This is a genomic window from Hymenobacter convexus (assembly GCF_030580955.1).
Classification (GTDB): Bacteria; Bacteroidota; Bacteroidia; order Cytophagales; family Hymenobacteraceae; genus Hymenobacter.
Map to the genome: position 1 here is coordinate 32927 of NZ_JAUQON010000006.1, position 22688 is coordinate 55614.

The window sequence follows — 22688 nt, forward strand, 5'->3', positions numbered from 1 at the left end:
GTTCCGTTGGCCTGATAATTGGCTGGGCGGTTTTGTGGTTTTAACCAAACGACTAAAAAACCGCAACTTTGCGGATTAACCCGCGTTTTTCGCCTTCAACTGTTCTGTTCCGGTGCGTCGTTTCTTCGCCATTCTGCTAAAAATACTGCTGGGCTTTGTGCTCCTAGTGGTGTTGGCCGTGGTGGGAGCCCTGATTGCGCTGCGGGTGCCCAGCGTGCAAACCCGCATCGGCCACGAGGTGGCCGACGTGCTCACCCGAAAACTGGGCCAGCAGGTCACCATCGGCGGGGTGGATATCCGGCCGTTTTCGCGCGTGCTGCTCGATTCGGTGAGCGTGAAGGACCGGCGCGGGGGCGAGTTGTTCGGCATTGGGCAGGCTGACGCCAGTATTTCGCTGTTTTCGGTGTTCGACCCGCGCCACCTGCACATCAGCACGCTCACGCTCAATGAGCCGCGGTTCGAGCTAAAAAACCTCCCCGGCCAGCCCGATTCGACCACGTTCAGCCAGTTTATGGCGGCGATGAAGCGCATGATTGGGCCGTCGAAGGACACGGCCACGTCGCAGCCCTTTGACTTCCAGGTGGGAAGCGTGGCCCTGCGAAATGGGCATTTTGCCATTGAGAAAGGCGACGTGCCCCGGGCCAAAACTTACGGCCAGAGCATCGACTATGACCATTTGCTGGTGGACAGCATCTATGCCGACATTTCCAAAATAAAGCTGGGCGACACGCTGGGGCTGCGCATCAGCCACTTGCACGCCGTGGAAACGCCGTCGCAGTCGCAGCTGCGCGAAATCACGGCCGACATGACGTACGGGCCGCATTTTTGGGAGTTTAAGGATTTGAGCTTGCGCGTGGGCCGCAGCCAAATTAAAGATTATGTGCGCTTTGAGTTCCGGGTATTCAGTAATTTCACGGACTACAACGACTCGATGAAGACCATTGCGCGGCTGCGCAATTCCCGGGTTTACTCCGATGACATTGCCAAGTTTGCGCCGCAGCTGCGCGATTTGAAGGAATCGGTGGCCATTTCGGGCGATGCCGAAGGCTACGTGCGCGATTTCAAGGTGAACAACCTGGATGTGCGCTACGGCTCGGGCACGCACATTGTGGCCAAGCGCGCCCACGCCGACGGCCTGCCCAACTTCAAGGAGAGCTTCGTGGACCTGCGTCTGCTGCCGTCGGTGGTGAAAACCAGCGACATCCGGCACTGGCTGCCGGCTTCGGCCAACAAGTTTGTGCAGAAGCTGGGCACCGTAAAGCTGCAGGGCACGGTACTGGGCTTTTACGATGACTTCGTGGCCGACGCCTCGTTCGATACCGCGTTGGGCTTCGTGGCCACGGACGTGAACCTGAAAACCAAAACTGACCTCACCCACGCCGCCTACGAAGGCACGGTGCGCAGCAATGCCTTCCAATTGGGCAAGTTTTTGGGCGATGAATCGGTGATTCGGGATGTGACGCTGAACGGGCACGTGGCCGGCGTGGGCTTCCTGCCGGAAACCGCGCAGGGCCGGGCTAAGCTGACGGTGCCGGCCATTTGGCTGAGCGGGCACCGCTACCGCAACGTGGCCTTCGATGGCGACTTCCGCCCCCAGCACTTCAACGGCCACGTGAGCGTGAACGACCCGGCCGTGCGCCTCGTGGCCGACGGCCTTATCGACTTGGAGCGCAAGCACGAAAACGTGTCCGTCAAAACCAAAATTGACCGCGCCGACCTGCGCGCCTTGGGCCTGATGAGCCAGCCGCTGGTGGTTTCGACCACGGCCGACGTGCAGTTTAAGGGCGTGCAGCTCGATTCGCTCATCGGGCACGCCTACCTGCGCAAGTCCCTGTTTACGATGGGCAAGCGCCGGCTGCGCCTCGACACCCTGGACGTGGTGAGCACCCGCAACCGCCTGAATCAGCGCCGCGTGACGCTGCGCTCCGAAGCCGTGAACGCCAACGTGGCCGGCACCTTCAACACCTCCGATGTGGTGCGCGATGTGCAGACGCTGCTCACCGAGTACCGCCTCAACTTTGAGAGCAATGCCACCGCCACGGCCGACTACTACCGCCGCAAGCGCCAGCGCGCCCTGCCGGTGTATCAGGTTGATTTTAAGCTTAATTTAAAAAAGCCCAACCCGGTTCTGGGGCTGTTTGTGCCCGAGCTGGAGGTGGCCAACGGCAGCCGCATCGACGGCTCGTTCCGCAACGGCGAGACGTCGATTTTCCAGCTCGGCGGCCACCTCGACAGCCTGCGCTACGGCCCGGTGATGACCGTGAACGACGACTTCGACTTCCTGACATCGAAGCTGCCTTATAAGTCCGACATCCTGGCCCAGGCCAGCATTACCAGCGACCGGCAGGTGCTGCCCGGACTGGGCAAAACCGAAAAGTTCATCGTGGAGGGCGTGTGGGACCAGCAGCACATCAATTTCTCCACTTCGCTGGCCCAAACGGGCACTACAAACAAGGCGACCATCAACGGCTCAATGGGCTTCCTGCCGCGGGCGGTGGAAGTGGTGTTCCGGCAGTCGGGCGTGCACCTGCTCGATAAAGACTGGACCATTGCGGCCGACAACTCGGTGCGAATTTCGGACTACGGCCGCGAGTTTGACATTAAGAACCTGACCTTTAGCAACGGCGTGCAGTTTGTGGGCGCGCAGGGCTTCATCTCGCCCGATGCCAGCAAGCCGCCCTTGCAATTGCAGGTGAAAGACTTTCAACTGGCCACGTTGAATACGCTGACTGGCCAGCGCCTGGGCGGCCGCGTGAACGCGCAGGGCACCATGAGCGGCGTGTACGGTCCGCTCACCATCAACAGCACGCTGGGCGTGGACTCGCTGACCTACGATGGCACGCTCATCGGGCAGGTAGCCGGGCGCGGCGACTGGGACAACGCCGCCAGCAAGCTGCGCGTGAACCTGGACGTGGCCCGCGCCGGCCAGTCGGTGCTGACGGTGCTGGGCGACATCGCGCCGCGCGACAATACCAACCAACTCAACCTCGCGGGCACCCTCAACGATGCGCCTATTGTGCTGGCGCAGCCGTTCCTAGGGTCCATCATGAAAAACCTGAGCGGCACGGGTCGGGGCGAGCTGCGCCTCACCGGCCTGTTTGGCTCGCCCAACCTGATTGGGGCCGTGGACGTGAGCAACGGGCGCTTCACCTTCGGTTACCTGGGCACCACCTACACCTTTGCCGACCGCATCAGCTTCACCAACACCAGCATTGCGTTTCGCAACATCAAGCTGCACGATGCGCTGGGCAACACCGGCACCGTGGACGGCGTGGTGAGCCACCACGGCTTTAAGGACATGAGCCTGGACATTGCGGCCAGCTTCCGGAAGATGCAGGTGCTCAACACAACCCGCAAGGACAACGACCTGTATTTCGGCACGGCCTACGCCACCGGCACGGCCCGTGTGACGGGCCCCACCGACGACCTGACCGTGACCGTGCGCGCCACCAGCGAAGCCGGCACCCGCATGTCGCTGCCCTTCGACAACGCCGCCAGTGCTCAGAAAGCCGGCTACATCAAGTTTGTGAATAACAACCCGGTGGGCGACACCGTGCTGATACACAAGGCCAAGCTGGTGGCCGCCGCGCAGGATAAAATCGACCTCTCGGGCATCACCCTCAACATGAACCTGACCGTGACGCCGGACGCCTACCTCGAAATCCTGCTCGACGAAAGCACCGGCGACGTGATTCGGGGCTCGGCAGCGGGGCAGCTGCGCATGGCCATCGACACGCGCGGCGAGTTCAACATGTTCGGGCAGGTGGAAATCGTACGCGGGGCCTACAATTTCACGTTGCAAGGGCTTATCAACAAAGAATTTCTGGTGCGGCCCGGCGGCATTGTGTCGTGGAACGGCGACCCGCTGGCCGGCGAGATGAACATTACGGCCACCTACACGCAGCGCACCTCGCTGGCGCCGGTGCTGGGCACCAACACCAACGGCGCGGCCGCCGTGGTACCCGTGACGGCCGTGATGAACCTGACCGGGCCGCTGCTGCTGCCCGCCATTCGGCTGGGCCTGGAATTCAACGACGCGCCGGGCGCTCTGCAGGGCGATTTGGCGGCGTTTACGACCTCGCTACGCAATGATGAGCAGGAGCTTAACCGACAGGTATTCAGCTTACTGGTTTTTAAACAGCTGTCGCCGCCGGGTTCTTTTGGCAATACTATTTCGCTGCGCGGCCAAGACAATACCGTGCAAAACAGCCTGGGCCAGATTTTGAGCACGCAGCTGGGCCTGCTCACTTCGCAAATTGACCAGAACCTGGAAATTGACTTCAACATCAACGGCCTCACCGCCGAGCAGTTGCAGGCCTTACAGGTGCGCCTAAGCTACTCCTTCCTGAACGGCCGGCTGCGCCTGACCCGCGAAGGCGGCTTCACCAGCAATGCCAACTTGGTAGGTCTCCCAAACAGTGGCACGGGCGGTATTCCCACCGGCAACACCGCCGGCCAGGCTTCCCTGCTCGGCGACCTGAGCCTGGAATACTACCTGCGGCCCGACGGGAAGTTCCGCACCAAGCTGCGCTACGAAACCACTCCGCGCGACCTCGAAACCATCAACCAGCCGCGGGCGGGCCTCTCGCTGCTGCACACCGAACAGTTCAACACCTTCGGGGAGCTGTTCAGCCGCAAAAACCCCAAGAAAAACGAACGCCGCACCCAGCGCGCCCGCGAAGGCCGGGAAGTGCTGAACGTAGATGAAGACCCGCGCACAAATCTGTGAGGTGTTAGCAGTGGTGAATGAGTTGAGAACGTCATGTCTCGGCAAGCTTGACATGACGTTCTACTAGCCTCGTTTGCTACCTTTGCCCGAATATGGCCACCCCCACCGCTCCCCACACCCGCAAAAAGAAGCTTGGCTCCTACCCCACTCTGCTCGTGGTGTTCAGCATTACGCTGGCGTTGGTGGTGATTGGCTTGTTTGGCCTGCTGCTGGTGCACGCCCACAAACTTTCGGAAGTGGTGCGCGAGAACTTGGAGGTGCAAGTGTACCTCGACCGCGACCTGCCCGAAACCGAGCTGCTTCGCCTGCAGCAGGACCTGGGCCAACTGCCCCAGGTGGCCGAGCGCGACGGCAAGCCCCAAATCCGCTTCGTGAGCAAGGAAGAAGGCGCCCGCCAGCTGCTGCAAAGCACCGGCGAAGACTTCCGCCAGTTCCTCGGCGACAACCCGCTGCGTGACGCTTACGCCCTCAAAATTAAGCCCGAATACACCGACACCCTGCACCTGCACCAGTTGGAGCGCAGCGTCAGCACCCAGCGCGGCGTGTTCGAAATGCAGTACCCGCAGGACCTTTTCGCCAGCATCAACAACAACCTGACCCGGGTGAGCCTGGTGCTGCTGGGCTTCGCGGCGGTGCTGGTGCTGGTGGTAGTCATTCTCATTAACAACACCATCAAGCTGGCGCTGTTTTCGCAGCGTTTTCTTATCCGGTCCATGCAACTGGTGGGCGCCACGCGCCTCTTTATCCAGCAGCCGTTTTTGCGGCGCGCTACGTGGCAGGGGCTGGCAGCCGGCGTGCTGGCGGCGCTTATTCTCATTGCCCTGCTGCAATATGCCTACCTGGAAGTGAGCGAGCTACGCCTGCTGCGCGACGATGTAAACCTCGGCCTGCTGCTGCTGGGCGTGGTGCTACTGGGCGTGGTCATCGGCTTTTTCAGCTCGGCCCGCGCCGTGCACAAATACCTCAAAATGTCGCTCGACGACCTGTATTAAACCAATTAACAGTGAACAGTTAACAGTGAGCAATGCCCGGTTGCTTTCTGCCAACCGAATAACTGTTCACTGCTCACTGTTAACTGTCCACTGAAATTATGCAACCCACCAAACCTGCTCCGCGCTTCGCCTTCGGCCCCCGCAACTACCGCCTGATGTGGATTGGCCTGGCCGTGCTGGCCGCCGGCTTCATCACCATGATGTTTGGCGACAAGGACAACTACGGCGAAGATTTCGTGGGCATCACGCTGGGGCCGCTGCTGCTCATTGCGGGCTTTTGCATCGAGTTTGCGGCCATTATGGTGCGCGACCAGTCGCTGGTGGTGGCGCCCGCGCCCCCCGCCCCAACCTCGGTGCCCGGCCTCACCTCCGCCGATGCCGTGGCGGCTGCTAATGCGCCTGTGGTGCCGTCAGCCCCTTCTGCCCCGGCCTACAAGCGCCTGTAATTTGATGGTTAGCGGTTGGTGGTCAATGATTAATGCATCGGCCATTGACCACTAATCATTGACTATTAATAGATAAAAAATGACCTATTGGCACGCGCTGCTCCTCGCTATTGTGGAGGGCCTGACTGAGTTTTTGCCCGTTTCCAGCACGGGGCACATGATTATTGCCTCGGCGCTTCTGGGCATTCCGGCCACGCCGTTTTTCAAGCTTTATCTGGTGGTTATCCAGTTGGGGGCAATTCTGTCGGTGCTGGTAGTGTACTGGAAGCGCTTTTTTCAGAGCATCGACTTCTATTTGAAGCTGCTGGTGGCCTTTTTGCCCATCGTGCTGGTGGGCCTGCTATTCAAAAAACACATTGATGCGCTGCTGGAATCGGTAACGACGGTGGCCGTGATGCTTGTCATCGGTGGCGTGGTGTTGCTGTTCATCGACCGCTGGTTTCCGCAGGAAGACCCGCAGGAGGGCGGCCACCCGGTCACGAACCCCAGCTTTAAAGAAGCGCTGATTATCGGCCTGTTTCAGTGCCTGGCGGTGGTGCCGGGCACCAGCCGCTCGGCGGCCACCATCATCGGCGGCCTCACCCAGAAGCTCACACGCCGCGCGGCGGCTGAGTTTGCCTTCTTCTTGGCCATGCCCACCATGGCGGCGGCGGCCGTGAAGGACATTTATGACTACTACAAAGAAGCCAAACTCCACGGTGTGGACGTGGCGCACCTGTTTTCGGGCACCGAGCTGAAGATGCTGGCCTTGGGCAACGTGGTGGCCTTTGTGGTGGCGCTGCTGGCCATCCGGCTGTTTGTAGGCTTTGTGGCGAAATACGGCTTTCGAGCCTTTGGTATCTACCGCATCGTTGCGGGCGGGGTGCTGCTGATTATGCTGGCCCTGAAACTTCCTTTGAACGTGCTATGAGTACCAAAAGCCTGGCCGATTTTGATTTTGAAACGGGGGAAGTCCTGTTGCTGAACAAGCCCCTGACGTGGACTTCCTTCGACGTGGTGCGCAAGGTGAAGAATGCCCTGCGCATCAAGAAAATCGGCCACGCCGGCACCCTCGACCCCCTGGCCACGGGTCTGCTCATCCTCTGCACGGGCCGCAAAACCAAGGAAATCGACCTCATTCAGGCGCAGGAAAAGGAGTACACCGGCACTTTCCGCCTCGGCGAAACCACGCCCAGCTTCGACCTGGAAACGGCCGTGGATATGGCCCGCCCCTACGCGCACCTCACCGAGGAGCAGATTCAAGCGGCTGTGACGCCCTTCCTTGGCCATATTCAGCAAACGCCGCCGTTGTTTTCGGCGGTAAAAATCGACGGCAAGCGCGCCTACGAAATCGCCCGTAAGGGCCTCGACGCCGAAATCAAAGCCAAAACCGTCGAAATCAAAGCCTTTGAACTGACGCGCATTGCGCTGCCCGAGGTTGATTTTCGCATTGTCTGTTCCAAAGGCACTTACGTACGCAGCCTGGCGCGCGACTTTGGCTTGGCGCTGGGTTGCGGCGCCCACCTTACGCGGCTGGTGCGCACGCGCATCGGCGAGTACCGGGTAGAGGATGCTTTCACGCTGGACGACATCCAGGCCCTGCGCCCGCCCCGGCCCGAAGACGCGCAGCGCACCCCACGCGCCGAGCGGCCTGGCACCGCGCCAAACCGCGCTGGCCTGCAATACTTTGCCGCGCTGCAGGCCGATGCGCTGGCGGTGCAAGCCCGGCAGGCGGCAGAAGAAGCCGCGGCTTCTGAGGCGGCGGACGAGCAGTAGAGACGCGACACTTCGCGTCTCGGCATTGAACGCCTACCGCAGAACGTCACCCATTTGGCGCGGAATCCGAGACGCGAAGTGTCGCGTCTCTACATCGTGCGGCTAATTCCCGGATACCGACCATTCAGGCCAGTACCCGTTACCTTCGCGGCGCCGTTTCTCTTCATTCATTAGCTTTCCCGGCGCCCTCATGCACGTCATCCGCGACCCGGCTCAGTTTCCGTTTCTTGGCAATGCCGTCGTCACCAGCGGCACGTTCGATGGCGTCCATTTGGGGCACCAGCGCATTCTGGCGCGGTTGCGCGAGGTGGCGCAGGCCAGCGGCGGGCCGTCGGTGGTCATCACCTACTGGCCGCACCCGCGGCTGGTGCTGGGCCCGCCGCCCTCCCACCCCGAACTGCTGGAACTGCAACTCCTCAACACCTTGGACGAGCGCATTGCCAAGCTGGCCGAATTGGGCGTGGAATACTTGCTCATTGTGCCCTTCACCAAGGAATTTGCGCAGTGGACGTCGGAGGAATACATTCAAAATCTGCTGCTTAAAACCGTGGGCGCCAAGCAGCTCGTTATTGGCTACGACCACCGCTTCGGCAAAAACCGGGAAGGCGGTTTTGACTACCTCAGCCAGAACGCTGACCGCTACGGCCTCACGGTGGAAGAGATTCCGCGCGAAGACGTGGACGCCGTGGGCGTGAGCAGCACCCGCATCCGGCAGGCGCTGCGGCAGGGCGACGTGGCCACCGCCAACCGCTACCTTGGCTACCACTACCCCCTCACCGGCCTGGTGGTGCATGGCCAGAAACTGGGCCGCACAATAGGCTACCCCACGGCCAACATGGTGACCACGGAACCGCTGAAGCTGGTGCCAGCCCGGGGCATTTACGCGGTGTGGGCCATTACGGCGGCGGGCACGCGGCACCGGGCCATGCTCAGCATTGGTGTGCGGCCTACCATTGGCACAGATTTGGAACAAACTATTGAGGTGAATTTGCTTGACTTCAGCGGCGATTTATACGACCAGTTGCTGACCCTGGAATTTGTGGCCTGGCTGCGGGCCGAAGAAAAATACGACGGTCTGGACGCGCTAACGACCCAATTGGCGTTGGATGCTCAGTCCACGCGGGCGGCGCTGGCCTAGTTTTTCCGGTTATTCTAACTTCTATTCTTACCCATGAGTTATTTCCGCTTATTGCTAATTGGTTGCCTCACGCTATTTACCACAGTCGCGGCGCAGGCCCAGGGCAAGCTGACCGGCGTGGTGCGCGACTCGGCCACGAACGAGCCGCTGTCGTTTGCCAGCGTATTTCTGGCCAATACCACACTGGGCGTGACCACCACCGAGCAGGGCACGTTTGTATTCCCAAAGGTGCCGGCTGGTACGTATGATGTGGTGGGCTCCTACGTGGGCTACCGCCTGGCCAAGCAGAGCATCACTATGGGCAAAGAGGCGCAGGAGGTGACCCTTAAGCTGGCTTCGACCGGCAACCAGTTGGGCGAAGTGGTGGTGAAACCGGCGCCGAATAAGCCCGAGGAATACCAGAAATTCTCGAAGCTATTCCTGGGCGGCAGCACCTTTTCGGCGCAGTGCCGCATCAGCAATCCCGACGATGTGCAGGTGCTCTACGACGACTCGACCAAGGAGCTGACGGCCTACGCCAAGGAATTTGTGCAGATTGACAACGAGGCCCTGGGCTACCGCCTGAAATATTACGGCCTGCAATTCTCCTTCAACGACGAGGACCGGTCGGTTTTTTACTACGGCCAGCCGGTGTTTGAGGAGTTGAAGCCGAAGGACGACCGCCAGCGCAAGCTCTGGGCCGCCAACCGCCTCTCGGCCTACAAAGGCTCTTTTATGCACTTCCTGCGCAGCGTGTACAATGACCGGTTGAAGGCCGAGGGCTTTTATGCGCAGCAGATTCGGGTGTTTGACAACCCCCGCTACGTGCGGGCCGAGGAGCAGCGCAAAGCTCTGACCGCCAGCAAGCCGAACGGCCCCTATACCGCCGCCGAGCAGGATTCGCTCGACCAGTGGGATACCCTGGCGCCCGTGCTGGCGACGCTCAACCAGGAGCCGGTGCCCATCGACAGCATCCGGCGGGTGGGGCCGGGGGGCAAGCGCACGTTTTTGCGCTTCAACGGCGAGCTGCAGGTAGCCTACTTTGGCGAAGCACCCGACCCGCTTTACAAGCGGCCGATGTCGCCGCTGGGCTACCCCAAAACGCCGTTTCCGGTGGGCCCACGGGAGGTGTCGCGCCTGAAGCTGCAGGGGCGCGAGGCCCAGATTCAGGCCAACGGCACGCCGCTGAACCCGCTGGACATCTTCAACGGCGAGTATTGGGGCTTCGAGAAGATTGGCGAGTTTTTGCCGGTTGACTACGTGCCCGGCAGCCTGCCGCCGGCTGCTACGGGGGTTCGCCAATAATGCGGCGCGGCCTGCTCCTATTGCTGGCCCTGGTGCTGGGGCCGGGATTTGCCCGGGCCCAGAGCAGCCTGAGCGGCGTGGTGCAGGACTCGGCGACGCACGCGCCGCTGGCGTTTGCCAGCGTGTTTCTGGCCAACACCACCCTGGGCGTGACGACGACCGAACAGGGCACCTTCACCTTTCCTAAGGTGCCGGCCGGCAACTACGACGTGGTGGGCTCCTACGTGGGCTACCGCTTGGCCAAACAGGCCGTGACGGTGGGCACCGCGCCCCAGCAGTTCACGCTGCGGCTGGGCCCCACGGCCAACCGGCTGGGCGAAGTAGTGGTGCGCCCCAACCCGCACCGGGCCGACGATTATCGAAAATTTGTGGAGCTTTTTCTGGGTCGCACTACCTTTTCGGCGCAGTGCCGCATTCGGAATCCCGACGACGTGCTGGTCGATTTCGATGCGGACAAAAACGAGCTGACGGCGTCGGCCTACAAGTTTGTGCAGGTGGATAACCAAGCGCTGGGCTACCGCATCAAGTACTACGGCCTGCAGTTCAACACCAATTTCACCCAGCACGTGGTCAGCTTCTATGGCCAGCCGGTGTTTGAGGAAATGACAGGCAACGCCCGCCAGCAGCGCCGCTGGGAGGCCAACCGCGCGAAGGCCTACAACGGCTCGCTCACGCACTTTCTGAAGAGCGTGCACGACGGCGACGTCACCGCAGCGGGCTTTCTGGCCCAGCGGCTGCGCATCGTGCCTAACAAGCGTTTCCCGAGAGCCGACAGCCTGATGCGGCAGCTGCGGCGCGAGCGGATGAATTCAGTTTTTTCGCGCGCCGACCAGGATTCGATGGCGCGCTGGGCCAAGGTACCGCCGGCGTTTTCGATGCTCTACACCCGGCCCCGGCCGCTCGACAGCCTGCGGCGCGTATCGCCTGATGGCCAGCACGTTTTCCTGCGCTTCGTGGACAACCTGCAGGTGAGCTACCTGCGCGAAGGCCCCGACCCGAACTACCAGATTCGGACCGCGCTGCCCACCAACGCGCCCTTTCCGCCCAGCGACCGGCAGGTGTCGCAGCTGGTGCTGATGGTGCCCGAAATTGAGATTCAGCCCAACGGCCAACTGGCGAACCCGCTGGCCGTATTCACCGACGAATACTGGGGGTTCGAAAAAATGGGTGAATTTTTACCCGTGAATTACCTGCCGCCAGCTCCGGCGGCCCCGCCATCCCAACCCACCCGATGATAAACAAAACCGTTTCCAACGCCCGGGAAGCCCTCCAGGGCCTCGCCGATGGCATGACCTTGATGCTCGGCGGCTTCGGCCTCTGCGGCATCCCCGAAAACTCGATTCAGGAAATCCTGCGCCTTGGGGTGAAGGAGCTGACCTGCATCTCGAACAACGCCGGCGTCGATGACTTCGGCATCGGCCTGCTGCTCCAGACCAAGCAGGTGCGCAAGATGATTTCGAGCTACGTGGGCGAGAATGCCGAGTTTGAGCGCCAGCTGCTGAGCGGCGAGCTGGAAGTGGAGCTGATTCCGCAGGGCACGCTGGCCGAGCGCTGCCGGGCCGGCGGCGCGGGCATTCCGGCCTTTTTCACGCCGGCCGGCTACGGCACGGAGGTGGGCGCAGGCAAGGAAAGCCGCGAGTTCAACGGCAAGATGTATTTGCTCGAAACCGCGCTGCACGCCGATTTTGCCTTCGTAAAAGCCTGGAAGGGCGACACGGCCGGCAACCTCATCTACAAGGGCACGGCCCGCAACTTCAACCCGATGATGGCCACTGCCGGCAAAATCACGGTGGCCGAGGTGGAAGAGCTGGTGCCCGCCGGCGAGCTCGACCCCAACCAGATTCACACGCCGGGCATTTTCGTGCAGCGCATCTACCAGGGTGAGCGGTACGAGAAGCGCATCGAGCAGCGCACGGTACGGGCGGCGGTGTAATCTCAATTAAGCCCCTTGAGCTATGCGAGTTGCGCTGCGTATCCGCCTGCTGCTGGCGCTGCTGGTGTTGGTGCTGGCCACCGTGCCGGTGGCTTTCGGGGTGTACATCAACGAAACCAGCCCGCCGCCTACTACTGCTCGGCTGGCCGGCCGCTGCTCGCGCTACTGCGAAGCCTACGGCTGCCCGCACGCCACGCCGGCCAACAGTCCGGCTTATTATAAGCTACGTCCGCTGTTTGTGGCCACTATTCAGGGGTTGATGGGCGGAGGGCGCAAGTGGTATGCAGCCGCCAATATTGCCTTTTACCTGGTTTTGATTCCGCTTTTGCTGCTGGGCCTCACGTATGGGGCACTGCGCAATGCGGTGCTCATCCGACAACTTAAAGCGCAGTACCGTGAATAGTTTGATTGCGTGGGGCGCCCGATTTGTACATTTCGCGTTCTGGTACTGCACCGATTTCATGGTGAACCTGGCCAATCGCACGCACACGTCTTACAACGAAGCCAATACCTGGGTGCTGCTGCTGCTGATTCCCGGGTTGCTGGTGCTGCTGGTGGGCGTGCGGGTGGTGCAGTGGTTTCAGCTGCGGCGGTTGGCAGCGGCCGGGCGGGCAGCCCGTTCCCTTCCCAAGGCCTCATAGCTCAATAAATCATTCTTTTACATGATTTTACGCAAAGAACCCTTCGTACTGCTGCTGCTACTGAGCGGCTACGGCGCGGTGGCGCAGGTGGCAGCCCCCGCCCGGAAGGCGCCGGCCCGCCCGGCCGTCGTGCAGAAGCAGCGTCCCTCGGCCCCTGCAGTAGTCCCGCCCGTCGTCGACCCGGCCGAGGCCCAGCGCATCGACGAGCTGCTGACCCAATACACCGCCGACGTGGGCTCGCGCGGCGCGTACGGCCCGTTGTCGCTGCCGACGGCGGCCGGTTCCATCCGCCGCTACGACAAGCACGTGCCCGGCGCCATCGCGCTGGTGCTACGCGACGGCAAGGTGGTGTACCGCAAGGCCTTTGGCGTCGACAACATGTTCACCCAAACGCCGCTGCGCACCGACGCCATCGTGCGCATTGCCTCCCAGACCAAGGCCATTACAAGCATCGGGCTGATGCTGCTCTACGACGAGGGTAAATTCCAGCTCGACGACCCCATTTCGAAGTACCTGCCGGCGTTCAAAAACCCCACGGTGCTGGCTACCTTCAACGAAAAAGACACCACCTACACCACGGTGCCGGCCCGGAGCGAAATCACCATCCGGCAGTTGTTCACGCACACGTCGGGCATCGGCTACCCGATTATTGGCAGCAGGGAAGCCACGGCCATTTATGCCAAAGCGCACATTCCGAGCGGCATTGGTACACCATCGGGCTCGCTGGCGGTGTCGATGGATGCGCTAGGCAAGCTGCCGCTCATGCACCAGCCCGGCGAGCGGTTCACCTACGGGCTGAGCGTGGACGTGCTGGGCCGGCTGATTGAGGTGCTCTCGGGCCAGCCGCTGGATAAGTACCTGCGCACGCGTCTATTTGAGCCGCTGGGCATGCAGGATACCTGGTTTTACCTGCCCGCCGACAAGCAGGCGCGCCTCGCATGGCTCTACACAGAAGACAAAAACAAGGCGACAGTGCCCATGGAGCCGCACGACGGCATGTATCCGAACTACCCGAAGGCATCGGGCGGCACGTACTTTTCGGGCGGCGCGGGCCTTTCGTCCACCATTGACGACTACGCCCACTTCCTGCAAATGATGCTCAACAATGGCTCTTACAGCGGCCGCCAGCTGCTCAAACCCGCCACCGTGGCCCTGATTACGCAGAACCAGATGGGCGAGGTGAGCCAGGGCGGCAACAAGTTCGGCCTGGGCTTTAGCATCGTGACACCCCAGAATGCCAAGGTGCCCGGCCTATCGGCCGGCTCGTATGAGTGGGGCGGCATCTTTGGCACCACGTATTGGGTCGACCCCAAGACGAAGCTGGTGGCCCTCATCTACACCCAGAAGTACCCCAACTCCACCGGCCGCGACCTGGCCGGCAAGTTTAAGGCGGCCGTTTACGAGGCGTTTGTACCGGAACAGAAGCCGTAGGCCGGCTGCGAAAAGCAAAAAAGAACGTCATGCAAAGCGAAGCATCTTTACCGCAGTCGCTAATTTAATTAACTGCTGCACGCGAGATGCTTCGCTAGGTTCTGCATGACGTTCTACTATTAAAATCATCTCCCCTCCCACCCCGAAATCCCTTTATCATGCTCGACAAACACGGCATCGCCAAACGAATTGCCCAGGAAGTGAAAGACGGCTCCTACGTCAACCTCGGCATCGGCATTCCCACGCTGGTAGCCAACTACATACCCGCCGGCATCAACGTGGAGCTGCAGTCGGAAAACGGCCTGCTCGGCATGGGCCCCTTCCCGACGGAAGACCAGGTCGACCCCGACCTCATCAACGCCGGCAAGCAGACCGTGACCACGCTGCCCGGTTCCAGCATCTTCTCCTCGGCCGACTCGTTCGGCATGATTCGCGGCGAGCACGTGGATTTGACCATTCTGGGCGCCATGGAAGTGTCGGAGCGCGGCGACATTGCCAACTGGAAGATTCCCGGCAAGATGGTGAAGGGCATGGGCGGCGCCATGGACCTGGTGGCCTCGGCCAAAAACATCATCGTGGCCATGCAGCACGTGGCCAAAGACGGCAGCAGCAAGCTTCTGTCCGATTGCACGTTGCCCATCACCGGCCTGCGCTGCGTAAAGAAAATCGTGACCGAACTGGCCGTGATGGACGTGACGCCCGACGGCTTCGTGCTGCGCGAGCGGGCGCCCGGCGTGACGGTAGAGCAAATTGTGGCCGCTACCGCTGGCAAGCTGGTGGTGCCAGCGGGCGAAGTGCCCGAGATGGCGCTTTAAAGCCCAACGCGGCGCATGGAGTTGGAAAGTGGTTCGGCACGTATCTTCGTAGCCCCCCATTTTCCCGACTTTATGCGCTCACTCCTACCCTTTTTGCTGCTGCTGGCCGGCCCGGCCCTGGCCCAGACGTCGCCTGTCATCGACCGCACGGATATGCCCTCGCTCACCGCGGGCATCGATTCGCTGCGCCTGAGCGTGGCCAGCCCGGTGCTGCCCGCCGCGGCGCCGCCCCTCACCCGGCGCGGCGCCAACCAGACCTGGAACTACGCCAGCCTGGTGCCCACCTCGCAGCGCGTGGAAACGTATGTGCCGCTGACCACCGTCACGGCCACGTCGTTGTTATATGCCCTCACGTTCGGGCCGTTTGGGGGCGTGAACCAAGCCACGGTGGCCGCGCAGCAGCCCCTGCCGCTGGCCGCGGCCGGTGTGCTGCCCATCACCGATACCTACCAGTTCTACAAGCTTTCGACCGGTACCGCGGCGGTGCAGGACTTCCGTTCGGTGGGCTTTGGGGGTACGCTGGCGGGCACGGCCGTGCCGGTTACGTATGCCAGCCAGGGCCAGCAGGACATTATTTACCGCTTTCCGCTGAGCTTCGCCAGCGCGGCCGATTCGAGCAACTCCTACTTCACCACGCCCTCGGCGGCCGCAGGGGTGGGCTACCTCAGCCAGAAGCGCAAGCGCGTGAACAAGCCCGACGCCTGGGGCACGCTCACCACGCCCTTCGGCACCTTCCAGACGGTGCGGGTGGTGACGCGCCTGCAGGACCACGACAGCGTTTCGGTGGGCGGCATCAGCCAGGGATTTGATGTGCCGGTGACGCGCGAGTACAAGTGGCTGGCCAAAACCCAGCACGTGCCGGTGCTCACCATCACCACTACGATGGTGGCGGGCCAGGAAACCATCACCGGCGTTGAGTACCGCGACATTTACCGCCGCATTGTGCGCCTCGCCACCCGCGACGCCGCAACGGATGCGGGGCTGAGTGCTTACCCCAACCCTTCGGTGGTAGGCAGTCCGCTCACGCTGGGCGTGCCGGCTGGCACCGGGCCACTCACCGTGACAGCCACCGACTTGGTGGGCCGGCAGCTTTTCCGGCGCGCTTTCAATGGGTCGGGGCCGGTGCTGACGCTGGATGCGGCGGCTTTTGGCAGCTTTCGCGGCGTGGCGCTGCTCACCATCAGCACGGCCCGGGGCACGGCTACCCGGCGCGTGGTGCGGGAGTAATTTTGGCCCAAACTGCACCGTTTTGCGCGGTATTTCGTTTGCTTACCCGTTGGCTACCCCGGCCAACGGGTTTTTTCATGGGTAATTTTGTGGGGGCTGGCTTTGGCTTCGCAGCTTCCTGCGGCGGCCCGCTATTCCCCCGCACTTTCAATTTTGATTTTATGAGTTCTTCTTCCAACTCCAACGGCAAAACCACGCCCGCCGCGAACGGCAAAGCTGCCCCCGGCGGCGCCCACGCCAAAAAAGTTCCCACGCCCACCGCCGCGCTGGTGGCCGAGCGCCTCACGCCCACGGCCGTGCCGGCCCACAAGCTGGTGCTGCGCACCCTGCGCCGCTCCGACTTCAAGGCCATCAAGGACATCATGGACAAGGTGTATTCCAACATGGAAGGCGCCTGGGCGGCCGATGAGTTTGCGGCCCTGCTCCGCAAGTTTCCGGAGGGCCAGATTGGCATCGAGGACAACGGCCGGTTGGTGGCCGCTGCGTTGGCCATCATCGTGGAATACAGCGAGTACGGCGATAAGCACACCTACGCCAAAATCACGGGCAACGGCAAATTTGACACCCACGACCCCGACGGCGACACCCTCTACGGCGTCGATGTATTCGTCGACCCTGAGTACCGCAGCCTGCGCCTGGGCCGCCGCCTTTATGATGCCCGCAAGGAGCTATGCGAGAACCTGAACCTGCGCGCCATGGTGGCCGGCGGCCGCATCCCCGGCTACGCGGCTTATGCCAACGAGATGACGCCCGCCAAGTACGTGGAAATGGTGCGCAACAAGGAGCTGGTCGACCCCATCCTCACCTTCCAGCTTTCGAACGAGTTCTACGTGCGTAAGCTCATCCGCGGCTATTTGCCTTATGACTCCGAATCAAAGGCTTATGCCACGCTGCTGGAGTGGATTAACGTGTATTACGAAGAGACGGAAAAGCTCATCGGCAACACCAAGTCCAACGTCCGCATTGGCATTGTGCAGTGGCAGATGCGCGCCACCCGCAGCCTGGAAGACTTGCTGCAGCAGATGGAGTTCTTCGTGGACACGGTGAGTGGTTATAAGTCTGACTGCGTGATGTTTCCGGAGTTTTTCAACGCCCCGCTCATGGCCCTCACCAACGAGGACTCGCCGTCGGTGGCTATCCGGGCCATGGCGGCCTTCACCGAGCCCATCAAAATCAAGATGATGGAGCTGGCCGTGAGCTACAACATCAACATCGTGGCCGGCTCGATGCCGGTGTACGAAGAAGGCAAGCTGTTTAACGTGGCCTACCTCTGCCGCCGCGACGGCACCGTGGACGAGCAGTACAAGCTGCACGTGACGCCCGACGAGGCCAGCTACTGGGGCATGCGCGGCGGCGACAAGCTGAAATGCTTCGACACGGACTTCGGCAAAATCGGCATTCTGGTGTGCTACGACATTGAATTCCCAGAGTTGGCCCGCATGCTCAGCGACGAGGGCGTGAAAATCCTGTTCGTGCCCTTCTGGACCGATACCAAGAACGCCTACCAGCGCGTGCGCATCTGCGCCCAGGCCCGGGCCATCGAAAACGAGTGCTACGTGGCCATCACCGGCTCGGTGGGCAACCTGCCGCGCGTCGAAAACATGGACATTCAGTACTCGCAGTCGGCCGTGTTCAGCCCCTCGGACTTTGCGTTTCCGCACGATGCCATCGTGGCCGAGGCCACGCCCAACACGGAGATGACGCTCATTGCCGACCTGGACCTGGACCTGCTCAAGGACCTGAACACCAGCGGCGCCGTGCGTAACCTGCGCGACCGCCGCAAGGACCTCTACTCGCTGAGCTGGACCGTGAAAAAGACCGACCGCGACGAGGAGCTGCTGGAACAGGGAACCGAGCGACTGGCGCGCCCCAGCCGCCGCAAGGCCGTGGCGGCTGGGTAATAACCCGGCGGAAACCCTTTTTCAATCCCTCTAAATCAGAGAAAAGCCCGCTGGCTCTGCTGAACCGGCGGGCTTTTGTGCGTAAACTGCAGCCCCAAATTCTCACGCTTTCTCCACCAATCCCTTCGCAAGTCATGCGCGTTTTCATCACCGGAGCCAACCGGGGCCTGGGCCTCGAACTCACCCGCCAGTACCTGGAGCGCGGCGACCAGGTGTTTGCCGCCAGCCGGCAGCCGGCCCAAGCCACCGAGTTGCAGCAGCTGCACCAGCAGTATGCCGACCGCCTCGTGCTGCTGCCCCTCGACGTGGCCAGCGCCGATTCCATTACCGCCGCCGTGCAGGCCGTGCGAAGCAACACCGATGCCCTCGACGTGCTCATCAACAACGCCGGCGTGTACCCACACGCGGGCTCGGGCGATGCCCACCAGCGCCTGGGCCAGCTCACCCACGACGACGCCATCGAAACCATGCAGGTGAACGCCATTGGGCCGCTGCTGGTAGCGCAGGCGCTGCTGCCGCTGCTGCGCGCCGGCCAGAAAGGCCGCATCCTGAGCATTTCATCGGGCCAGGGCTCCCTGACGTGGAAAGCCACCGGCGACCCCTACCACTACAGCGCCAGCAAGGCCGCCCTGAACATGTACATGCGCAGCCTGGCCGCCGAAGTCGGCCACATGGGCCTGATTTCGGTGCTCGTAGACCCGGGCTGGATGCGCACCGACATGGGAGGCGACCACGCCACCCAGGAGCCCGCCGACTCGGCCCGCGGCATCATCCGGCTGGCCGAGCAACTACACGCCGAAGAAAACGGCAGCTTCCTGACCTGGCAGGGCCAGCCCGTGCCGTGGTAGGCACGCTGCGGCCCGGGCAGTGCGCCCAGTGAGTCGCGGCTGAAAATCCTGCTTTCCGAAAAAGTCCGCTGAGCCCTGCTCAGCGGACTTTTTTTATGATTCAACCCTTTGTTCAGCAAAATCAATCAGGGCTTTAATGTTCAGCAGTGTGTAATTCCGGGCAGTGATGCATCACTCACTATATCTGCTTTGGCATTTCTTTTAATTAACTTCATTATTACCGCTAACGAATCATCCAATCCCAAAAACCGATTAAAAAAATTAATGCGATTCAGCGCTTCCGTTGTCAAAAATCCATTCTCTATATTCGCCAATTCACTCACCATTTTTTAATCAAAATTTTACTCTCATGAGAAGAACCTTACTCCTCTTTTTGGCCCTGCTGCTGGTGCTGACGTGCCACACCGTGCGGGCCCAGGACCGCACGGTGACCGGCACCGTGGCAGGCTCCGACGGCGCTTCGATTCCGGGCGTGACGGTGCTTGTGAAAGGCACCAAGCTCGGCACCTCGACCGATGTCGAGGGCAAGTACTCCATCGCGGTGCCTCCAACGGCCAGCACGCTGGTTTTTTCCTATGTGGGCTACGCCACGCAGGAACTGGCCATCGGCAACAAATCGACCATCAATGTTGGCTTGGTGACCGATGCCAAAGGCCTCGACGAAGTGGTAGTGGTGGGCTACGGCACCCAGCTACGCCGCGACCTGACCGGCAACGTGGCCACCATTACCGGCAAAGAAATTGCCACGGCTCCGGTGCAAAGCTTCGACCAGGCCTTGCAGGGCCGCGCGCCGGGCGTAAACATCACCACCCCCAACGGCGTGCTCAACAACCCGCCCGTTATCCGCATCCGCGGGGTAAATTCTATCAACCTGAGCTCGGCGCCGCTGGTGGTGATTGACGGCATTCCGGCGTTCAGCGGCAACTCGTCGGCGGTGGGCAGCGTGCCAAACAACCCGCTGAGCAACCTGAACCCGGCCGACATTGAAAGCATGGAAGTGCTGAAAGATGCCTCGGCTACGGCCATTTACGGCTCGCGGGCGGCCGGTGGGGTCATCCTCGTTACCACCAAGAAGGGCCGCAAGGGCCAGAGCCACGTCAGCTACGACACGTGGGTGGGCTGGACCAAGCCGGTGCGCCTCTACAACGTGCTGGGCGCCCAAGACTACGTGAACATCAAAAACGAAGCCGTGCGCAACCTGAACGCCAACCGCGTGGCCATCGGGGCGGCCGGCTCCAACATCGAGGGCTTCAAGTTGGCCGACGCCAACGGCAATGCCTACGACACCCGCTGGTACGACTACATCTACCGCACGGGCTTCTCGCAGTCGCATAACCTGAACTTCTCGGGTGGCACGGAAAAGACGTCGTTTTACAGCTCGGTGGGCTACACCGACCAGAAAGGCATGCTGGTGGGCAACAGCTTCAAGCGCATCTCGGCCCGCCTGAACGTGGACCATAAGGTGTTTGACCGGCTAACGGTGGGCATGCGCGTGGGCTATTCGAGCACCCGCAACGCGTCGCCCAACTCGGGCTCGGTGGGCGAAGGCGCCTTTGGCACGGCCGGTCTGGGCCGCTTGCCGCTGGTGCTGCCCCCCAACATTCCGGCTTACAACGCCGACGGCACCCCCGCAACCAACGGCGCCGGCATCGGGGCCGGGCCCAACATCAACCCCACCACGGGGGCCGCGCTGCTGCCGGGCTACTACAACCCGGTAGTGGACCTGGACAACAACTACTTCAATTCCGATGGCAGCCAGATTGAAGGCAGCGTGTATGCCGACGTGGAGCTTGCCAAGGGTCTGCACGTGCGCAGCACGGTAGGTTTGAACAACATTTCCTTCGAAGACAAGTCGTTTTACACGGCGCTGGCCGGCGATGGCTACTCCACCGTGGGTTCGGCGAGCAACTACTACCGCACCAACAAGCGCTGGAACTGGCAGAACACCGCGCAGTACGACCACACGTTTGGCGAAAAGCACAACCTGTCGGTGCTGCTGGGCAACGAGCAGCAGGCCACCGACATTCAGCGCTGGGGCGCTACCCGGACGGGCGTAGCCGACCCGCTTTTCAACACCTTCCAGGGCAACTTCACCAACATTGCGGCGGCAGGCAACTACCAGGGTACTAACTACCTGGTGTCGTTTTTCGGGCGTCTCAACTATAACTACGACCGCAAGTATCTGGCCAGCCTCACCGTGCGCCGCGACGGCTACTCGGCTTTCGTGAAAAAGTACGGCAACTTTTACGGCGCCTCGTTGGGCTACGTGGTGTCGGAAGAAGATTTCTGGAAAAACTCCTCGTTTGCCCAGGCGTTTTCGTTCCTGAAGCTGACCGGCAGCTACGGCAGCGTGGGCAACAACCAGGGCATCGACGACTTTGCGTTTCTTTCCTCCTACTCCTCGGGGTATTACGGCGCTAATTCTTCGCTGTACTTCGCCAACGCCGCCAACAGCAACCTGACCTGGGAGGTGAGCAAGAAAACTGACGTCGGCTTGTCATTTGGCTTTTTGCAGGACCGCCTGCGGGGTGATTTCGCCTACTACCGCAACCTCGTGGACGGGCTGATTTTGAGTGCCCCGCAAGCACCATCGAAGGGCATTCCCAGCACGACGCTCAACAACACCATCCTGGCCAACGTGGGCTCGATGCAAAACACGGGCATTGAGCTGAATCTCACCTTCAATGCCATTCAGAACAAGGCCTTTACCTGGACGGTGAGCGGCAACGTCACCACGCTGAAAAACCGCGTTCTGACCCTGGCTAGCGAAGGCCAGCGCATCGGCACGCCCTCCTCGGGCGGCCTCGAAACGTCGAACTACACCGAAGTGGGCCATTCGATTGGCGAAATTCTGGCCGTTCCCTCGCTGGGCGTCGACCCGCGCAACGGCCGCCGCATGCTGCAACGGGCCGATGGCTCGGTGGTGGAATACAACCACCAGGGCACCACGGGCGTGGGCTCGACGGGCTGGACCACTATGGACGGCGCGAACGTGCCGGCCCCCACGCAGCTGGCCGACGGCAAGTACTACGGCCCCGTGCTGCCAACCTACTACGGCGGCCTCGACAACACGTTCCGCTACCAGGGCTTTGATTTGGGCGTGTTCGTGCAGTTTTCAGGCGGCAACTACATCTACAACGGCACCAATGCCGGCCTGCACGACCAGCGCTTCTGGAACAACAAATCGGACATCCTCGACCACTGGACGGCTGACAATACCGGCGCCAAATGGCCGCGGGTGGTGTATGGCGACAACGTGTCGAACGGCTCGACCATCGTGATGTCGTCGAACGTGGAAAAGGGTGATTTTGCCCGTTTGCGCCAGGTGTCGCTCGGCTACAATTTCGGCCAGACGCTGCTCAGCCGCGTGAACGTGGCCAGCGCCCGCCTCTACGTGCAAGTGCAAAACGCTGCCCTCGTGACCAAGTACTCGGGCATCGACCCCGAGATTTCCACCAACGGCGCCAACAATGCCGCCGCCGGCGTCGACCGCAACTCGGTGGGCCAGGCCCGCACCTACACCGTTGGCTTCAACATTGGCTTCTAAC

17 protein-coding genes are annotated in these 22688 nt (G+C 61.6%); all 17 read left to right on the plus strand.

Translation table 11 applies throughout. From position 1 onward, the window contains the following. Positions 1–112 precede the first annotated feature (112 nt). The 17 genes from Q4S41_RS13895 (at position 113) to Q4S41_RS13975 (ending at position 22687) form a co-directional block, all read left to right on the plus strand. Positions 113–4729: a translocation/assembly module TamB domain-containing protein gene (locus Q4S41_RS13895; RefSeq protein WP_305031728.1), complete on the plus strand. Its 4617-nt coding sequence runs from the start codon at positions 113–115 to the stop codon at positions 4727–4729. Between the two features lie 92 nt (positions 4730–4821). Further along, on the plus strand, positions 4822–5721 hold the full coding sequence (locus tag Q4S41_RS13900; protein ID WP_305031729.1) for a cell division protein FtsX: 900 nt from the start codon (positions 4822–4824) through the stop codon (positions 5719–5721). A 98-nt stretch (positions 5722–5819) separates the two neighbouring features. Further along, positions 5820–6167: a DUF3098 domain-containing protein gene (locus Q4S41_RS13905; RefSeq protein ID WP_305031730.1), complete on the plus strand. Its 348-nt coding sequence runs from the start codon at positions 5820–5822 to the stop codon at positions 6165–6167. 79 nt (positions 6168–6246) lie between these two features. Next, positions 6247–7077 (plus strand): undecaprenyl-diphosphate phosphatase, encoded by an 831-nt coding sequence (locus tag Q4S41_RS13910; RefSeq protein ID WP_305031731.1) that lies wholly within the window; start codon positions 6247–6249, stop codon positions 7075–7077. Next, complete coding sequence (gene truB, locus Q4S41_RS13915; RefSeq protein WP_305031732.1) at positions 7074–7922, plus strand: tRNA pseudouridine(55) synthase TruB; 849 nt, start codon at positions 7074–7076, stop codon at positions 7920–7922. The genes Q4S41_RS13910 and truB overlap by 4 nt, the downstream gene beginning before the upstream one ends. A 190-nt stretch (positions 7923–8112) precedes the next feature. Further along, entirely contained in the window at positions 8113–9060 is a 948-nt protein-coding gene (locus Q4S41_RS13920; RefSeq protein ID WP_305031733.1) for a bifunctional riboflavin kinase/FAD synthetase, read from the plus strand. 33 nt (positions 9061–9093) lie between these two features. Further along, positions 9094–10344: a carboxypeptidase-like regulatory domain-containing protein gene (locus tag Q4S41_RS13925; RefSeq protein ID WP_305031734.1), complete on the plus strand. Its 1251-nt coding sequence runs from the start codon at positions 9094–9096 to the stop codon at positions 10342–10344. Then, a complete protein-coding gene (locus tag Q4S41_RS13930; protein ID WP_305031735.1) occupies positions 10344–11579 on the plus strand; it encodes a carboxypeptidase-like regulatory domain-containing protein in 1236 nt (411 codons plus the stop codon). Before Q4S41_RS13925 ends, Q4S41_RS13930 begins: the two co-directional genes overlap by 1 nt. Further along, the gene (locus tag Q4S41_RS13935; protein WP_305031736.1) at positions 11576–12277 is read left to right on the plus strand and encodes a CoA transferase subunit A; all 702 of its coding nucleotides are present in this window, start codon (positions 11576–11578) and stop codon (positions 12275–12277) included. The genes Q4S41_RS13930 and Q4S41_RS13935 overlap by 4 nt, the downstream gene beginning before the upstream one ends. A gap of 22 nt (positions 12278–12299) precedes the next feature. After that, the gene (locus Q4S41_RS13940) at positions 12300–12680 is read left to right on the plus strand and encodes a hypothetical protein (RefSeq protein ID WP_305031737.1); all 381 of its coding nucleotides are present in this window, start codon (positions 12300–12302) and stop codon (positions 12678–12680) included. Then, positions 12673–12918: a hypothetical protein gene (locus tag Q4S41_RS13945; protein WP_305031738.1), complete on the plus strand. Its 246-nt coding sequence runs from the start codon at positions 12673–12675 to the stop codon at positions 12916–12918. Before Q4S41_RS13940 ends, Q4S41_RS13945 begins: the two co-directional genes overlap by 8 nt. 21 nt (positions 12919–12939) lie before the next feature. Then, positions 12940–14349 carry a serine hydrolase domain-containing protein gene (locus Q4S41_RS13950; RefSeq protein ID WP_305031739.1) on the plus strand — a complete coding sequence of 470 codons (1410 nt, stop codon included), beginning with the start codon at positions 12940–12942 and terminating at the stop codon, positions 14347–14349. A gap of 158 nt (positions 14350–14507) precedes the next feature. Continuing rightward, positions 14508–15164 (plus strand): CoA transferase subunit B, encoded by a 657-nt coding sequence (locus Q4S41_RS13955; protein WP_305031740.1) that lies wholly within the window; start codon positions 14508–14510, stop codon positions 15162–15164. Positions 15165–15236: 72 nt separating this feature from the next. After that, a complete protein-coding gene (locus tag Q4S41_RS13960; RefSeq protein WP_305031741.1) occupies positions 15237–16391 on the plus strand; it encodes a hypothetical protein in 1155 nt (384 codons plus the stop codon). 362 nt (positions 16392–16753) lie between these two features. Beyond that, positions 16754–18292: a carbon-nitrogen hydrolase family protein gene (locus Q4S41_RS13965; RefSeq protein ID WP_369811308.1), complete on the plus strand. Its 1539-nt coding sequence runs from the start codon at positions 16754–16756 to the stop codon at positions 18290–18292. 134 nt (positions 18293–18426) lie between these two features. Then, on the plus strand, positions 18427–19140 hold the full coding sequence (locus Q4S41_RS13970) for an SDR family oxidoreductase (protein ID WP_305031742.1): 714 nt from the start codon (positions 18427–18429) through the stop codon (positions 19138–19140). 349 nt (positions 19141–19489) lie between these two features. After that, positions 19490–22687, plus strand: a complete 3198-nt coding sequence (locus Q4S41_RS13975) for a SusC/RagA family TonB-linked outer membrane protein (RefSeq protein WP_305031743.1) — start codon at positions 19490–19492, stop codon at positions 22685–22687. The last annotated feature ends 1 nt before the right edge of the window (position 22688 follow it).

What these genes read in the sequence shown, in the direction of transcription:
- Q4S41_RS13970 (WP_305031742.1), top strand. Translation starts at nt 18,427, where the DNA reads ATGCGCGTTTTCATCACCGGAGCCAACCGGGGCCTGGGCCTCGAACTC.
- Q4S41_RS13940 (WP_305031737.1), top strand. Translation starts at nt 12,300, where the DNA reads ATGCGAGTTGCGCTGCGTATCCGCCTGCTGCTGGCGCTGCTGGTGTTG.
- Q4S41_RS13905 (WP_305031730.1), top strand. Translation starts at nt 5,820, where the DNA reads ATGCAACCCACCAAACCTGCTCCGCGCTTCGCCTTCGGCCCCCGCAAC.
- Q4S41_RS13965 (WP_369811308.1), top strand. Translation starts at nt 16,754, where the DNA reads ATGGACAAGGTGTATTCCAACATGGAAGGCGCCTGGGCGGCCGATGAG.
- truB (WP_305031732.1), top strand. Translation starts at nt 7,074, where the DNA reads ATGAGTACCAAAAGCCTGGCCGATTTTGATTTTGAAACGGGGGAAGTC.
- Q4S41_RS13950 (WP_305031739.1), top strand. Translation starts at nt 12,940, where the DNA reads ATGATTTTACGCAAAGAACCCTTCGTACTGCTGCTGCTACTGAGCGGC.
- Q4S41_RS13900 (WP_305031729.1), top strand. Translation starts at nt 4,822, where the DNA reads ATGGCCACCCCCACCGCTCCCCACACCCGCAAAAAGAAGCTTGGCTCC.
- Q4S41_RS13925 (WP_305031734.1), top strand. Translation starts at nt 9,094, where the DNA reads ATGAGTTATTTCCGCTTATTGCTAATTGGTTGCCTCACGCTATTTACC.
- Q4S41_RS13955 (WP_305031740.1), top strand. Translation starts at nt 14,508, where the DNA reads ATGCTCGACAAACACGGCATCGCCAAACGAATTGCCCAGGAAGTGAAA.
- Q4S41_RS13930 (WP_305031735.1), top strand. Translation starts at nt 10,344, where the DNA reads ATGCGGCGCGGCCTGCTCCTATTGCTGGCCCTGGTGCTGGGGCCGGGA.
- Q4S41_RS13935 (WP_305031736.1), top strand. Translation starts at nt 11,576, where the DNA reads ATGATAAACAAAACCGTTTCCAACGCCCGGGAAGCCCTCCAGGGCCTC.
- Q4S41_RS13910 (WP_305031731.1), top strand. Translation starts at nt 6,247, where the DNA reads ATGACCTATTGGCACGCGCTGCTCCTCGCTATTGTGGAGGGCCTGACT.
- Q4S41_RS13975 (WP_305031743.1), top strand. Translation starts at nt 19,490, where the DNA reads ATGAGAAGAACCTTACTCCTCTTTTTGGCCCTGCTGCTGGTGCTGACG.
- Q4S41_RS13960 (WP_305031741.1), top strand. Translation starts at nt 15,237, where the DNA reads ATGCGCTCACTCCTACCCTTTTTGCTGCTGCTGGCCGGCCCGGCCCTG.
- Q4S41_RS13920 (WP_305031733.1), top strand. Translation starts at nt 8,113, where the DNA reads ATGCACGTCATCCGCGACCCGGCTCAGTTTCCGTTTCTTGGCAATGCC.